Annotated in this window: 13 protein-coding genes and 1 pseudogene; 7 read left to right on the top strand and 7 right to left on the bottom strand. The window is 72.7% G+C overall.

The features are described from left to right. Nucleotides 1–71: 71 nt before the first annotated feature. The 4 genes from JG616_RS11150 to JG616_RS11135 all read right to left on the bottom strand — a co-directional run bounded on the left by JG616_RS11150 (nt 72) and on the right by JG616_RS11135 (nt 3,757). Entirely contained in the window at nt 72–347 is a 276-nt protein-coding gene (locus JG616_RS11150) for a hypothetical protein (RefSeq protein ID WP_235973103.1), read from the bottom strand. Next, on the bottom strand, nt 344–1,663 hold the full coding sequence (locus JG616_RS11145; protein ID WP_235973102.1) for an MFS transporter: 1,320 nt from the start codon (nt 1,661–1,663) through the stop codon (nt 344–346). Before JG616_RS11145 ends, JG616_RS11150 begins: the two co-directional genes overlap by 4 nt. Beyond that, on the bottom strand, nt 1,660–2,487 hold the full coding sequence (locus JG616_RS11140; RefSeq protein WP_199363368.1) for an exodeoxyribonuclease III: 828 nt from the start codon (nt 2,485–2,487) through the stop codon (nt 1,660–1,662). The genes JG616_RS11145 and JG616_RS11140 overlap by 4 nt, the downstream gene beginning before the upstream one ends. 61 nt (nt 2,488–2,548) lie before the next feature. After that, nucleotides 2,549–3,757, bottom strand: a complete 1,209-nt coding sequence (locus JG616_RS11135) for a cytochrome-c peroxidase (protein ID WP_305068000.1) — start codon at nt 3,755–3,757, stop codon at nt 2,549–2,551. 123 nt (nt 3,758–3,880) lie between these two features. On the opposite strand from JG616_RS11135, the gene pyrE reads away from it, so the two are divergent. Continuing rightward, a complete protein-coding gene (pyrE, locus tag JG616_RS11130) occupies nt 3,881–4,543 on the top strand; it encodes an orotate phosphoribosyltransferase (RefSeq protein ID WP_199363370.1) in 663 nt (220 codons plus the stop codon). A 26-nt stretch (nt 4,544–4,569) separates the two neighbouring features. After that, on the top strand, nt 4,570–5,214 hold the full coding sequence (locus JG616_RS11125) for a hypothetical protein (protein WP_199363371.1): 645 nt from the start codon (nt 4,570–4,572) through the stop codon (nt 5,212–5,214). A gap of 109 nt (nt 5,215–5,323) precedes the next feature. Here the strand turns inward: JG616_RS11125 and JG616_RS11120 are convergent, their stop codons facing one another. The 3 genes and pseudogenes from JG616_RS11120 to coaBC form a co-directional block, all read right to left on the bottom strand. Continuing rightward, complete coding sequence (locus JG616_RS11120) at nt 5,324–7,630, bottom strand: phosphomannomutase/phosphoglucomutase (protein WP_199392601.1); 2,307 nt, start codon at nt 7,628–7,630, stop codon at nt 5,324–5,326. A 17-nt stretch (nt 7,631–7,647) separates the two neighbouring features. Beyond that, complete coding sequence (gene dut / locus JG616_RS11115) at nt 7,648–8,106, bottom strand: dUTP diphosphatase (protein WP_199363373.1); 459 nt, start codon at nt 8,104–8,106, stop codon at nt 7,648–7,650. Nucleotides 8,107–8,132: 26 nt separating this feature from the next. After that, nucleotides 8,133–9,349 (bottom strand): annotated as a pseudogene (gene coaBC / locus JG616_RS11110) (bifunctional phosphopantothenoylcysteine decarboxylase/phosphopantothenate--cysteine ligase CoaBC). 201 nt (nt 9,350–9,550) lie between these two features. Between coaBC and radC the strand changes: the two are divergent. The 5 genes from radC to JG616_RS11085 all read left to right on the top strand — a co-directional run bounded on the left by radC (nt 9,551) and on the right by JG616_RS11085 (nt 14,028). Continuing rightward, entirely contained in the window at nt 9,551–10,225 is a 675-nt protein-coding gene (radC, locus tag JG616_RS11105) for a DNA repair protein RadC (RefSeq protein WP_199363381.1), read from the top strand. A gap of 92 nt (nt 10,226–10,317) precedes the next feature. Further along, nucleotides 10,318–12,006 carry an arginine--tRNA ligase gene (gene argS / locus JG616_RS11100; RefSeq protein WP_199363374.1) on the top strand — a complete coding sequence of 563 codons (1,689 nt, stop codon included), beginning with the start codon at nt 10,318–10,320 and terminating at the stop codon, nt 12,004–12,006. Continuing rightward, the gene (locus JG616_RS11095; RefSeq protein ID WP_199392600.1) at nt 12,007–12,810 is read left to right on the top strand and encodes an SPOR domain-containing protein; all 804 of its coding nucleotides are present in this window, start codon (nt 12,007–12,009) and stop codon (nt 12,808–12,810) included. A gap of 4 nt (nt 12,811–12,814) precedes the next feature. Next, nucleotides 12,815–13,564 (top strand): SDR family NAD(P)-dependent oxidoreductase, encoded by a 750-nt coding sequence (locus JG616_RS11090; protein WP_199363376.1) that lies wholly within the window; start codon nt 12,815–12,817, stop codon nt 13,562–13,564. Further along, nucleotides 13,561–14,028, top strand: coding sequence for a DMT family transporter (locus JG616_RS11085; RefSeq protein WP_199363377.1), 468 nt, complete (start codon nt 13,561–13,563; stop codon nt 14,026–14,028). Before JG616_RS11090 ends, JG616_RS11085 begins: the two co-directional genes overlap by 4 nt. Nucleotides 14,029–14,068: the final 40 nt, after the last annotated feature.

Raw genomic sequence — 14,068 nt, 5'->3', positions numbered from 1 at the left:
CGGCCCCAGCTGTAGCAGCGGCTACAGCCGCGATCGCAGTTCCGGCAAGCCGATCGCGGCCATAGCCGCTCCTACAGCGGCTCGCCCTGGCGGGGGGTGGCATCGGGCACCTGCCCGATCAGCGAGAACACGTCGTCGGGCACACCCTCCAGCGCCGCGATCGCGGCCTGCAGGACATCGGCCTCGGAGGTGTCGAAGCCCATCGGGCCCTCGCCCTCCACCGCGTAGAGCCCCTGCTCCAGCAGATGGTGCAGCGCGTGCGCCAGCGTCCAGCCGCGCCGGTCGGCCACGCGCCGGATGCGGTCCAGCAGCAACTCGTCGATGTCCCTGAGCACGATTTCGGTCATGGCCGGCGTTCCTTCGTCCTGATGTCCCCGGCGGCGGTCGCGCCGTCCTCGCCACCCACTCGCACCCGCGGCTTGAGCCAGAAGAACAGCAGCACCGCCGGCACCGCGACCACCGCGGTGATCACGAAATAGGTCGCGTAGCCGCCCGGGCTCGATTCGACGATCGCCCCGGAGAAGAAGCCCAGCACCTTGCCCGGCAGCATGATCAGCGAGGAGAACAGCGCGTACTGGGTGGCCGTGTAGCGCTGGTTCACCAGCGCCGACAGGTAGGCCACCGCGGCCGTGCCGAGGAAGCCCTGGGCGAGGTTCTCGCCGGAGATCACCAGGGTCAGCAGGCCGATGTCGCCGTTGGCGCCGACCAGGACCAGGTACAGCAGGTTGCTGGCCGCGCCGAGGACGATCGCGATCAGCAGCGGCCAGTGGATGCCCCAGCGCGCCACCGCCACGCCGCCGAGGAAGGCCCCCGCGATGCCGACCCAGATGCCGTAGACCTTGGTCACGGCCGCGATCTGGGTCTTGCTGAAGCCCTGGTCGAGGTAGAAGGGTCCGATGATGCCGCCGACGATCGCCTGGTCGGAAATCTTGATCGACAGGATGAACAGCAGTACGACCAGGCCGATGCCGCTGCCGAAGCGGCGGAAGAAGTCGGCGAAGGGCTCGACCACGCCTTCGCGCAGCCCCGCCGCGAAGCCTTCCGTGCGCACGCGGATGACCTCGGGCTCCTTCGCCAGCAGGCAGGCCACGATCGGCACCAGCATCAGGGCCGCCATCACCCGGTACACCACCGGCCAGGCGGCGTGGTCGGCCAGCACCAGCGCGAGCGCACCGGACGCGATCAGGGCGATGCGGTAGCCGAGCGAGTACGTCGCCACCAGTGCGCCCTGCTCGGAGGCCGGGGCGATCTCGACGCGGTACGCATCGACCGCGATGTCGAGCGTCGCACCGGCGAACGCCACGCACAGGGTCAGCGCGACGAAGGTGCCCAGGCGCTCGGGCGTCAGCGCCGCCATCGCCAGCAGGCCGAGCATCACCGCGCCCATCGCCAGCAGCAGCCAGCCACGGCGCTGGCCGAAGCGGCCCAGGAGCGGCAGGCGCCAGCGGTCCACCAGCGGCGCCCAGATGAACTTGAAGGAATACGCCATGCCCGCGCTGGCGATCATGGTGATCTCCTTCAGCTCGATGCCGCCCTCGCGCAGCCAGTAGGCGAGCGTTCCAGCCACCAGCAGGAAGGGCAGGCCCGAGGCGAAGCCGAAGAAGAACATCGTCCACGCCGACGGCTGGGCGAACGCGCGCCAGGCCGAGGGCTTCGCGCTCATTCGCGGTAATCCACGACCAACGGCGCATGGTCCGAGAAGCGGGGCTCGCCGTGGACGGCGCAGGCCTCCACGCGGTCGGCCAGCCCAGGCGTCACGAACTGGTAGTCGATCCGCCATCCCACGTTGTTCGCGCGCGCGGCGCCGCGGTTGCTCCACCAGGTGTATTCGTCGGCGGCGTCGGCGCGCAGCACGCGCAGCGCGTCGCGCCAGCCATGGGTCGGCGCCTCGCACAGGCCGTCGCCGCAGGCGTCGGCGATCATGCCGTTGAGCCAGGCGCGCTCGGGCGGCAGGCAGCCGGAGTTCTTCTGGTTGCCGGTCCAGTTGCGGATGTCGTTGCGCGACCGGACGATGTTCCAGTCGCCGCACAGCACGTAGTCGCGGCCGCTCGCCAGCCACTGGTCGAGGATCGGCTTCAGCCAGTCCATGACCTCGAACTTGAAGCCCTGGCGCAGCTCGCCCGACGAACCCGAGGGGATGTAGAACGAGACCACGCTCAGGTTGCCGAAGCGGGCCTCGATGTAGCGGCCCTCGTCGTCGAACGGCGCCCAGCCGAGCGCGGTGCGCACCTCGTCGGGCTCGCGGCGGCTGTAGATCGCCACGCCGCTGTAGCCCTTCTTCGTGATCGCGTCCTTGAACCAGGCGCGGTAGCCGTCGGGCAGGTAGTCCGGATGCAGGCCGTCGCCGGACGCCGCAGCCAGCTGGTGTTCCTGGGCCTTGGTTTCCTGGACACAGAGGATGTCGGCGTCCTGGGCCCGGAACCAGTCGAAGAAGCCCTTGCTGGCGGCCGAACGGATGCCGTTGGCGTTGAAACTGACGATGCGCATGGGGCGGAAGGTTAGCGCACCACCGCCGGCCATGCGCCGGCGGTGGTGGTCCGGCGGCGCGCTACTGCGCGGGCTTCGGGGTCGAGGCGGTACTCGGCGGCAGGATCGGGTACTCGACCGTCGGCTGGCGCCCGGTCAGGGTGCGCAGGAAGGCGGCGATCGCGCTGGCCTCGTCCCCGTCCAGCTCGCGGCCCAGCTGCGCTGTGCCCATGATCGCGACCGCCTGCTCGAGGTCCCAGACCTGGCCCGAGTGGAAGTACGGCGCGGTCAGCTCGACGTTGCGCAGCGGCGCGGCGCGGAACACGTATTCGTCGCTGGCGGTCGCGGTGACCTCGAAGCGGCCCTTGTCGCCGGCCGGCAGGATGTCGGCGCCGGGGCGTTCGATCACGCCGAAGGGGAAATAGGTCTGGCCGCCGAAGTTGCGCCCGTTGTGGCACGAGGCGCAGCCGCTGGACACGAACAGCTCCAGCCCACGGCGCTCGGTCCCGTCCATCGCGCTGTCGTCGCCCAGCACCCAGCGGTCGAAGCGAGAGTCCGGCGTCACCAGGGTGGCTTCGAAGGCTTCCAGCGCCAAGGCCATGTTGTCGAAGCTGACCGGCTTGGCCTGGCCGGGGAAGGCCGTGCCGAAGCGGTCGACGTAGCCGGGGATGCTCTCCAGCGTCCGCACCACCAGCTCCGGCGTGCTGTTCATCTCGACGCTGGCCTGCACCGGGCCCTTGGCCTGCTCGGCGAGGTCGGCGGCGCGGCCGTCCCAGAACTGCGCGGCGTTGAACACCGCGTTGAGCACCGTCGGCGAGTTGCGCGGGCCGCGCTGCCAGCCGTGGCCGATCGAGGCCGGCACGTTGTCCGCGCCGCCGGTGCCGATGCTGTGGCAGGTGTTGCAGGTGATCAGGTGGCTGCTGGAGAGCCGCGGATCGAAGAACAGCATGTGGCCGAGCTCGACCTGCGCCTCCGACAGCGCCTTGCCGCGCAGCTCCTCCACGCGGGCGGGAATGGTGCCGAACATCGCGGCGGCGGTCGTGCGCAGCGTGTCGCCGGCGCCCGCGGCGGCGGCATCGGCGGGATCGGCCGCCGCGGCGGTCGGCGCGGTGCCGGGCACGCCGTCCATCGTCACCGGGTCGCCCGCCGGCGGTGTCGCGGTCGCGGTCGCGTCGATGGCGGATGCGCCGTCGGCGGCCGGGGTGGCCACGTCGCCGTCGGTCTTCCCGCAGGCCACGGCCACCAGCAGCGTCGCTGCGATCGCCAGTCCAGGCCGGATCAGATTGCTCATGCCGCTCCTCCACGTCGATTCCGTCCGGGCCACCATAGGCCAGCCGGCGGGGCCCGGGCGTTGATCCCGGTCAATGCCGCGCGGGTTGCTACCATGGCCACCCCGCGGCCGCCTGCCCCTGCCATGCCCGACCATCGCACCCGCTTCCTGCGCCTGGCCCTGCAGGCCGACGCCCTGGGCTTCGGCGAATTCACCCTGAAGTCGGGCCGCACCAGTCCGTATTTCTTCAATGCCGGGCGCTTCGACTCGGGCACGGCGCTGGCCGGCCTCGCGGCCTGCTATGCCGACGCCATCGACGCCGCCGGCCTCGGATTCGACCTGCTGTTCGGCCCGGCCTACAAGGGCATTCCGCTGGCGACCGCGCTGGCCTGCGAATACGCGCGCCGCGGCCGCGACCTGCCGCTGGCCTACAACCGCAAGGAAGCCAAGGCCCACGGCGAAGGCGGCACGCTGGTGGGCGCCGCGCTCGACGGCAAGCGCGTGCTGGTGGTCGACGACGTGCTGACCGCGGGCACCGCCGTGCGCGAGGCCCTCGACCTGATCCGCGCCGGCGGCGGCATCCCCGCGGGCGTGGCCATCGCCCTCGATCGCCAGGAAGTGCTGGACGAGGCGTCCGCCGACCGCCGCTCGGCCGCGGAGCGGGTGGCGGCGCAGGCGGGCGTGCCGGTGGTGGCGATCGCCAGCCTCGCCGACCTGCTTGCGTTCACCGGCGAAACCGCGACACTGTCGGGCGAACGCGAGCGCCTGCTTGCCTACCGCGTGCGTTACGGCAGCGCGGCCGCCTGATTCGGCCGACCGGGGGGACGGACACGATGAAGACCAGACACTGGATCACCGGCGCGCTGCTGGCCACGCTGCCGATGGCGATGTTGCCGCTGGCAGCCGCGGCGCAGGCGCCCAATGCCGACAAGAAGCTCTACTGCTGGGACGAGAACGGCGTGCAGGTCTGCGGCGACACGCTGCCGGCCAGCGCGCTGGACCGCGCCCGCACCGAGATCAACGCCGCCAGCGGCAACCGCACCGGCCAGGTGCCGCGCGCGCTGACCGGCGACGAGCGCGCCGCCGCGGCGGTCGCGGCCCGCGTGGCCGCCGAGGCCGAGCAGGCGGAGGCCGATCGCCATCGCCGCGACCTCGCGATGATCGAGTCCTACGCCACCGAGAACGACCTGCGCCGCGCCTACGGCGAGCGCATCACCCTGGTCGAGGAGTCGCTGAAGACCTCGGAGCTCAGCATCGCGAACCTGCGCCAGAGCCTGCTGTCGCTGCTGCGCCAGGCCGCCGAGCTCGAGCTGCTCGGGCAGCCGGTGGGCAAGGCGCTGGTCGACGGCATCCACGCCCAGCACGGCGACCTCGCCCGCCAGCAGGCGATCATGGAGCGCCAGCTGGCCGACCGCGCATCGCTGGGCAGCGACCTGGATGGCGCCCTCGAGCGCTATCGGAGCATGAAGGGCGGCTAGGAGCCGGCCAGCCTGCACCTGTGGGAGCCGCCATGGCGGCGATCGCGGCTATAGCCGCTCCCACAGTGATTGGCCGCTTTCGTCGCGATTGGCCGCTCCGCGGTCCGCGCTAGAACGGCAGCGGCAGGTCCGGGTCCAGCGCCAGCAGCTGCGTGCGGAACTCGCCGCGGATGCGGTCCAGCGCCTCCTGGCTGTCGGCGTCGAAGCGCAGCACCAGCACCGGCGTGGTGTTGGAGGCTCGCACCAGTCCCCAGCCGTCCGGGAAGTCGACGCGCAGGCCGTCGATCGTCGACGGGCGCGCGCCGCCCTCGAACTTCGCCTGCGCGACGAAGCGCTCGACGATGGCGTGCGGATTGCCGCCGGGGGCGTCGACCTTGATCTCGGGCGTGGAGATGCCGGCCGGCAGCGCCGCCAGCACGTCCGAGGGCTCCTCCGGGCGCGAGGCCAGGATCTCCAGCAGGCGCGCGGCGGCGTAGATGCCGTCGTCGAAGCCGTACCAGCGCTCGCCGAAGAAGAAATGGCCGCTCATCTCGCCGGCGAGTTCCGCCTCGGTCTCGCGCATCTTGGCCTTGATCAGCGAATGCCCGGTCTTCCACATCAGCGGGCTGCCGCCGTGGCGCAGGATGTGGCCCTGCAGGCGGCCGGTGCACTTCACGTCGTAGACGATCACCGCGCCCGGGTTGCGCTCCAGCACGTCGGCGGCGAACAGCATCAGCAGGCGGTCGGGGAAGATGTTCTCGCCGGTCCTCGTCACCACGCCCAGGCGGTCGCCGTCGCCGTCGAAGGCGATGCCGAGGTCCGCGTCGAAGCGCTTCACCATCTCGACCAGGTCGGTGAGGTTGTGCGGCTCGCTCGGGTCCGGGTGGTGGTTGGGGAACGTGCCGTCGATCTCGCAGAACAGCGGCTCGACGTGGGCGCCGATCGCTTCCAGCACGCGCGGGCCGATCTCGCCGGCCACGCCGTTGCCGGCATCGACCACCACCTTCAGCGGACGGTCGACCTGGACGTCGGAGGCGATGCGGTCGACGTAGTCCGAGGCGATGTCGCGCTCGGTCACGCCGCCCGGCGACGGCGCGGTGTACAGCCGGTCCTCGGCGATGCGCGCGTAGAGGTCGGTGACCGCGTCGCCCGACAGCGTCTCGCCGCCGACCACGATCTTGAAGCCGTTGTAGTCCGGCGGGTTGTGGCTGCCGGTCACCGAGACGCAGCAGCCGGTGCGCAGCTGGTAGGCGCCGAAGTACACCACCGGCGTCGGCACCATGCCGATGTCGATCACGTCGCGGCCGGCCTTGCGCAGGCCCGCGGTGAGCCCGGCCACCATGTCGGGACCGGAGAGGCGGCCGTCGCGGCCGACCACGATGTCCTTCAGGCCCTGCTCGTGCATCAGCGACCCGATGGCATGGCCGATCAGCTCGGCCACGCCGATGTCGAGCGACTGCCCGACGATGCCGCGGATGTCGTAGGCGCGGAAGATGCCGGGGTCGATCGCGACCGCGGCCGGGCGGGTTTCGCGCACGGGCGTGGCGCTTTGCTCAGTGTCCATCACGGGTTCCATTTCGAGGGCCTGCTCCAGGGTGGGGGCCGCGGCGGCCTCCTCGCTCTCCGGCCGGCCCACCAGGCTCGGCAGGCGCGACAGCACGTAGGCCAGCAGCAGCAGGATCGCCGCGACCACGATCGAAGGCAGCGCGGCCAGGCCGAACAGCGCGGCCGGCCGCGGCGGCAGGCCCGCGGCCACGCGCAGGCCGGTGCCGTCCACCGGCACGGCCATGCGTTCCGCGGATGCCGCGTAATCAGGGTCGCCGCGATCGGCCAGGGTGAAGCCGCCCTGGCGCAGCGCGAGATAGGTGGAGCCGGGCACGTCGACGGCATCGAGGCCGGCCACCGCGCGCGCCAGCGGCAGGCGCACGTAGGCCACGCCGACCAGGGTCTCGCCGACCCGCGCGGGCATCGCCAGCGCCAGGCGCGGCGCATCGCCGTCGCGGACCACCCACATCACCGGCCGGCCTTCGGTCATCGCGGCCTCGGCCACGGCGATGCGGCCGTAGCCCGCCTGCGCGGCCGTGGCATAGGCCTCGGCCAGCCCGGTGTCGTGGATCGTCGCGGACTCCAGGTTCGGCCAGTCGCGGCCAAGCGCGGCGGAGGCCGCGGCGAGGTCCCCGTCCGCCAGCGCGGCGCGCACCGGCGTCGACGCCATGCGCTCCTCGAGCCGCGCGAGCTCGGCCTGCAGCGCGCGTCCGGTGGACTGCGCCAGCGCATCGCGGGTGGTCGCCAGCTGGTTGCGGCGCGTGCCGTCCTGCATCTGCTGCCAGCCGGTCCAGGCCAGCCACGCCGCCAGCAGCACCAGCAGTGCCGCCAGCAGCTGCAGCGCCCGCCGCGACTGGACCACGGCCTGGCGCGTCTTGTTCGATAGCTTCACGTTCGATGCTCCCCGGGTCAGCGCACGCCGGTATGGCCGAAGCCACCCGCGCCCCGCGCGCTCTGGTCGAAAGTATCCACCACCCGCAGCCCTGCGCGCACGACCGGCACCAGCACCAGCTGGGCGATGCGGTCGCCGGGCTGCACGGTGTAGGCCTCGCGCGAGCGGTTCCACAGGCTGACCATCAGCGGTCCCTGGTAATCGGCGTCGATCAGGCCGGTGCCGTTGCCCAGCACCAGCCCGTGGCGATGTCCAAGGCCCGAGCGCGGCAGCACCATCGCGCACAGGCCGGGATCGGCGATGTGGATCGCGATGCCCGACGGCACCAGCGCAGTGTCGCCGCCGGCGAGCTCCAGCGGTGCGTCGATGGCCGCGCGCAGGTCGAGCCCTGCGCTGCCCGCGGTGGCGTGCTCCGGCAGCGGCCACTCGCCGCCGATGCGCGGGTCGAGGATCTTCAGGTCGAGCGTGTGCGGCATGGGGCGGGGCGGTCCTTGTCGGTCGGTCACGGCAGGCGCGCGGCCACGAGGTCGAGCAGCGCGTCGGCCAGCGCGGTCTTCGCCGCGGGGCCGAGCACGCGCACGCCCGTGGCATCGAAGACGTGCAGGGTGTTGTCGTCGGCCTCGAAGCCGCTGCCGGCCATGCCGACGAGGTTGCCGGCGATCATGTCCACGCGCTTGCGGCGCAGCTTGTCGCGGGCATTGTCGGCGAGGTCGCCGGTCTCGGCGGCGAAGCCGACCACCAGGCGCGGGCGCTGCGGGTGCGCGGCGACGTCGGCGAGGATGTCGGCGGTGCGCACCAGCTCCAGCACCAGGCCGTCCGTGCCGGGCTGCTTCTTGAGCTTGCCGCCGGCGACCGTGGCCGGGGTGAAGTCGGCGACGGCGGCGGCGCCGACGTAGACATCGGCCGGCAGCGCGGCCAGCACCGCATCGTGCATCTGCGCGGCCGAGCGCACGTCGCGGCGTTCGACGCCGGCCGGCGTGTCCAGCGCCACCGGTCCGGCGACCAGCACGGTGTCGGCGCCGCGCCGCGCGGCCGCGGCGGCGATGGCGAATCCGGTCTTGCCGCTGCTGCGGTTGCCGACGAAGCGCACCGGATCGATGTCCTCGAACGTCGGCCCGGCGCTGACCACCACGCGCAGGCCGGCGAGGTCTCCGACGGTCATGCCGCCGGGGCCGCCAGCGCGGCGACGATGTCCAGCGGCTCGGCCATGCGGCCCGGGCCCGACTCGCCCTCGGCCAGCGGCCCGTCCACCGGCCCGACCACCCGTGCGCCGCGTTCGCGCAGGCGCGCCATGTTGGCCTGCGTCGCCGGGTGCAGCCACATGCGGTGGTTCATCGCCGGGGCCAGCGCCAGCGGCGCCGTCGTGGCCAGGCACAGCGTGGTCACCAGGTTGTCGGCGAACCCGTTGGCGAGCTTGGCCAGCGTGTTGGCGGTGGCCGGCGCGACCAGCACCCGGGTCGCCCAGCGGGCCAGTTCGATGTGGCCCATCGCGGCCTCGGCCGCCGGATCCCACAGCGACGTGCGCACGGTTTCGCCCGACAGGGCCTGGAAGGTGGTGGCACCGACGAAATGCGTCGCGCCCTCGGTCATCGCGACGCGCACCTGCGCGCCGGCGTCGCGCAGCCGGCGCACGAGGTCGGCGGACTTGTATGCGGCGATGCCGCCGCACACGCAGAGGAGGATGCGTTCGCCATCGAGTGGGCTGTGGGCACTGGCCATGCGCGCTCGGAGTGTCCTGACCCGGGAAGGGTTCGACAGCTTACCCGAACGGCCTTGGCCGGCCGGCGGCGGCGCTGGCGCCAATCGCGTGCAATGGCGCCACGTCGGCTGCCGGCGCAGGCGCCCCCCGACACCTGCCACGCGGTGCCCTTCCCCTGCCGCGACGCGCCGGCGGCCGACGACCACTTTGGAGACCCCGTGATGCATATCCGCGACTGGCCCAGCGGCGAACGTCCGCGCGAGAAGCTGCTCGCCCGCGGTGCCGCGGTGCTGTCGGACGCCGAACTGCTGGCGTTGTTCCTCGGCTCGGGCGTGCGCGGGCTGGACGCGGTGGCCACCGCGCGCCGGCTGCTGGCCGACCATGGCCCGCTGCGGCGGCTGCTGGAGCTCCCGGCTGCCGACCTGCTCAAGCTGCCCGGGCTGGGGCCGGCGAGCGCCTGCCAGCTGGCCGCGGCGCTGGAGCTGGCCAGCCGCCACATGGCCTCGCGCCTGGAGCGCGGCGAGGCGCTGACCGATCCGCAGGCCGCGGGCCGCTATTTCGCCCAGCGCCTGCGCGGCCATCCCAGCGAGGTGTTCGCGGCCCTGTTCCTCGACACCCGCCACCGCGCGCTGGCCTTCGAGGAGCTGTTCCGCGGCACGGTGGACGGCGCCGAGGTGCACCCGCGCGAGGTCGTGCGGCGGGCCCTGGCGCACAACGCCGCCGCGGTCATCGTCGGCCACAACCATCCGAGCGGCAGCAGCGAACCCAGCGCCGCCGACCGCGCGGTGACCGCGCGGCTCAAGCAGGCCCTGCACCTGGTCGATGTCCGCCTGCTGGACCATTTCGTCATCGGCGACGGCGCGCCGGTCTCGCTGGCGGCGCGCGGCTGGGTCTAGGCGGGGATGCCGGGGCTGCGGTCGCGGCTGCGCCGGGCCGCCGTGGCCGCCTCGCGTACAATGTGCAGCCGTACGCCGCAGCCCCAGACCCAGTGAAATCAACGCTCAAGGCCCTGGTCGAACAGGGCATCGCCGCCCTCCGCGAACAGGGCACCCTGCCCCCCGACCTGGCCGCGCCCGATTTCGTCATCGAGCGTCCCAAGGACCGCGCGCACGGCGACTTTTCCAGCAACGCCGCGATGCTGCTGGCGAAGCCCGCGCGCAGCAACCCGCGCGCGATCGCCCAGGCGCTGGTGGACGCGATCCCGGCCGGCGGCGACATCGCCGCGGTGGAGATCGCCGGCCCCGGCTTCCTCAACTTCCGCCTTTCGGCCGACGCCTGGCAGCGCCAACTGCGCGACGTGCACGCGCAGGGCCCGGCCTACGGCCGCAATGCCAGCGGCGCGGGGCGCGTGGCCGGCGTCGAATACGTCTCGGCCAATCCCACCGGCCCGCTCCACGTCGGCCACGGCCGCGCGGCGGTGATCGGCGACTGCATCGCGCGCGTGCTCGATGCCAACGGCTGGGACGTGAAGCGCGAGTTCTACTACAACGACGCCGGCGTGCAGATCGAGAACCTGACCCGCTCGGTGCAGGCGCGCGCGCGCGGCATCCGCCCGGACGACGCCGGCTGGCCCGAGGACGGCTACCGTGGCGACTACATCGCCGACGTGGCCCGCGCCTTCCTCGATCGCGAGAGCGTCGAGGTCGAAGGCCAGGTCGTGCACGGCACCGGCGACGCCGACGACACCGACGCCGTCCGGCGCTTCGCCGTCGCCTGGCTGCGCAACGAGCAGAACGGCGACCTGGCCGCCTTCGGCGTGTCCTTCGACGTCTACTTCCTCGAGTCCTCGCTGTATGCCGGGGGTAAGGTCGAGGACACCGTGCGCCAGCTGGTCGAACGTGGCCATGCCTACGAAGAGGGCGGCGCGCTGTGGCTGCGCACGACCGCCTTCGGCGACGACAAGGACCGCGTGATGCGCAAGTCCGACGGCACCTACACCTATTTCGTGCCCGACGTCGCCTACCACCTGTCCAAGTGGCAGCGCGGCTACGAACGCGCGATCACCGAGCTCGGCGCCGACCACCATGGCTCGCTGGCGCGGGTGAAGGCCGGCCTGCAGGCGCTCGACGCCGGCATCCCGCAGGGCTATCCCGAATACGTGCTGCACCAGATGGTCACGGTGATGCGCGGCGGGGAGGAAGTGAAGCTCTCGAAGCGCGCGGGCAGCTACCTCACCCTGCGCGACCTGATCGACGAGGCCGGGCGCGACGCCACGCGCTGGTTCCTGGTCGCGCGCAAGCCCGACTCGCAGCTGGTGTTCGACATCGACCTGGCGCGCAGCCAGTCGCTCGACAACCCGGTCTACTACGTGCAGCTCTCGCACGCGCGCATCTGCGGCCTGATGCGCCAGGTGGACGAGCGCGGCCTGGCCTTCGACCTGGACAACGGCCTGGCGCAGGCGCTGGACCTGGACAGCGCCGCCACCCTGGAACTGGTGACCTCGATCAGCCGCTGGCCGGAGCTGCTCGCGGCCGCCGGACAGCTGCTCGAACCGCACCTGGTGGCGCAATACCTGCTGGAGCTGGCACAGGCCTTCCAGTCGTATTACAACGACCACCAGTTCCTGGTGGATGAGGCCGACGTCCGCGACGGACGCCTGGCCCTGGCCCTGGCCACCCGCCAGGTGCTCGCGAACGGATTGGGCGTGCTGGGCGTGCAGGCCCCGGAGGCGATGTAAGTGGCAGTCAAGCGTGGCAAGTCCCAGGCACGGCGCAACAGCGGCAGCAGCGCGTCGCTGCCGGGATGGGTCTGGATGATCATCGGCGTGCTGCTGACCATCGTGGTGGTGATGGCGGCGCCGAAGCTGCTGAAATCCGGCGGTGACCAGGGCTTCTTCCGGCCGACGCCGAACCCGGACGCGACGCCTGCCGTCGCCAGCCCCGAGGCCGGCGAGAGCGTCGCCGATGACGCGCCGGCACCGACGCGCCCGTCGCAGTCGGGACGCCCGCAGGACGATGCCGCGGCCGGCACGCAGTACGACTTCTACACCCTGCTGCCGGGCCAGGAAGTGGCCATGACCGACGCCGAACTGGCCGCGAGCGCGCGCGCCGAGCAGGAGCGCCAGGCCGAGCTGCTGGCCCGCGAGCGCGCCGCGCAGCAGCGCGAGCTGGATGCCGATGCCGCGGAGCTGGCGGCGGATGCCCCGGCCCCTGCGGCGACGCCGACGCGGCCGGCCACGCCGGCACCGGCGGCCACCGCGACGCCCGCGGCGGCGCCCGCGGCCACCGCGTCGGCGCCGGCCGCCGACGGCGTGCGCTACATCCTCCAGGCCGGCTCGTTCGCCAGCAACACCGACGCCGAGGCGCTGAAGGCGCGCATCGCCATGCTCGGCCTGGTCGCCCGCGTCGAACAGGCCGACATCGACGGCCGCGCCATGTATCGGGTGCGGATGGGGCCCTATGGCACCGCCTCGGAGCTGGCCGAAGCCAAGCAGAAGCTCGGCAACGGCGGGCTCGAAGCGCTGGCGATCCGCGCCCGCTGACGGCATGAAGACCCTGCTCGTCACCGGCGCCACGGCCGGATTCGGCGCCGCGATCGTCGAGCGTTTCGTCTCCGGCGGCTGGCGCGCCATCGCCACCGGGCGCCGGCAGGACCGCTTGGATGCGCTCGCCGACCGCCTCGGCCGCGAGCGCGTGCACACCGCCTGCTTCGACATCCGCGACGCCGACGCCATGGGTGCCGCGATCGATGCGATTCCGGCACCGTTCCGCGACGTCGACCTGCTGGTCAACAACGCCGGACTGGCGCTGGGCACCGCGCCGGCACAGGCCTGCGACCTCGCCCAGTGGCGGCAGATGATCGACACCAACGTCACCGCGCTGGTCACGATGACACACCGGCTGCTGCCGGTGCTCATCGAACGCCGCGGCGCGATCGTCAACATCGGCTCGGTCGCGGGCGTCTATCCGTACCCCGGTGGCAACGTCTATGGCGCCACCAAGGCCTTCGTCGACCAGTTCTCGCTGAACCTGCGCTCGGACCTGCACGGCACCGGCGTGCGCGTGAGCGTGATCGAGCCCGGGCTGGCGGAAACCGAGTTCACCCTCGTGCGCACCGGCGGCGACCAGGGCGCTTCCGACGCGCTGTACGCGGGAACGCAGCCGATCACGGCCGCCGACGTGGCCGAATCCACCTGGTGGATCGCCACCCTGCCGCCGCACCTCAACATCAACCGCCTGGAAGTCATGCCGGTGAGCCAGTCGCTGGCCGGACTGCAGGTCCACCGGGCGCCGTGAATCCCTGGCTGGCGATGCTCGCGATCGTCGCCATCGGCGCGGTGCTGCCGCTGCAGGGGCTGGTCAATGCGCGCCTGGCGGGCGCGCTGCACGGGCCGGTGATGGCGGCCTTCGTCTCGTTCCTGGTCGGCAGCGTGGTGCTGGGCGCCTGGCTGCTGGCGATGCGCACGCCCTGGGGCGCGGCGCCCGACGCGCGCTTCCCGGCGTGGATCTGGATCGGCGGCGTGCTCGGCGCGGTCTATGTCGCGGTGTTCACCCTGCTGATCCCGCGCGTGGGCGCGGCTTCGGCGATCTGCCTGGCGGTGCTGGGCCAGGTGGTGGCGTCACTCGCGCTCGACCACTTCGGCGTCCTGCAGGCGCAGCGCCCCGCCGACTGGACGCGGATCGCGGGCGCGACCCTGGTGCTCCTCGGCGTCCTGCTCGTCGCCGCGCCCTGGCGCGCCACGCCGCCGCCACCCCTGTAGGAGCGGCTACAGCCGCGATCAGATCCAGCACGCAGGCCCG

Source organism: Luteimonas sp. MC1895 (assembly GCF_016457215.1).
Taxonomy (GTDB): Bacteria; Pseudomonadota; Gammaproteobacteria; order Xanthomonadales; family Xanthomonadaceae; genus Luteimonas.
The sequence above is the reverse complement of the archived record's forward strand: the minus strand, read 5'-3'. Positions and strand labels throughout refer to the sequence as shown.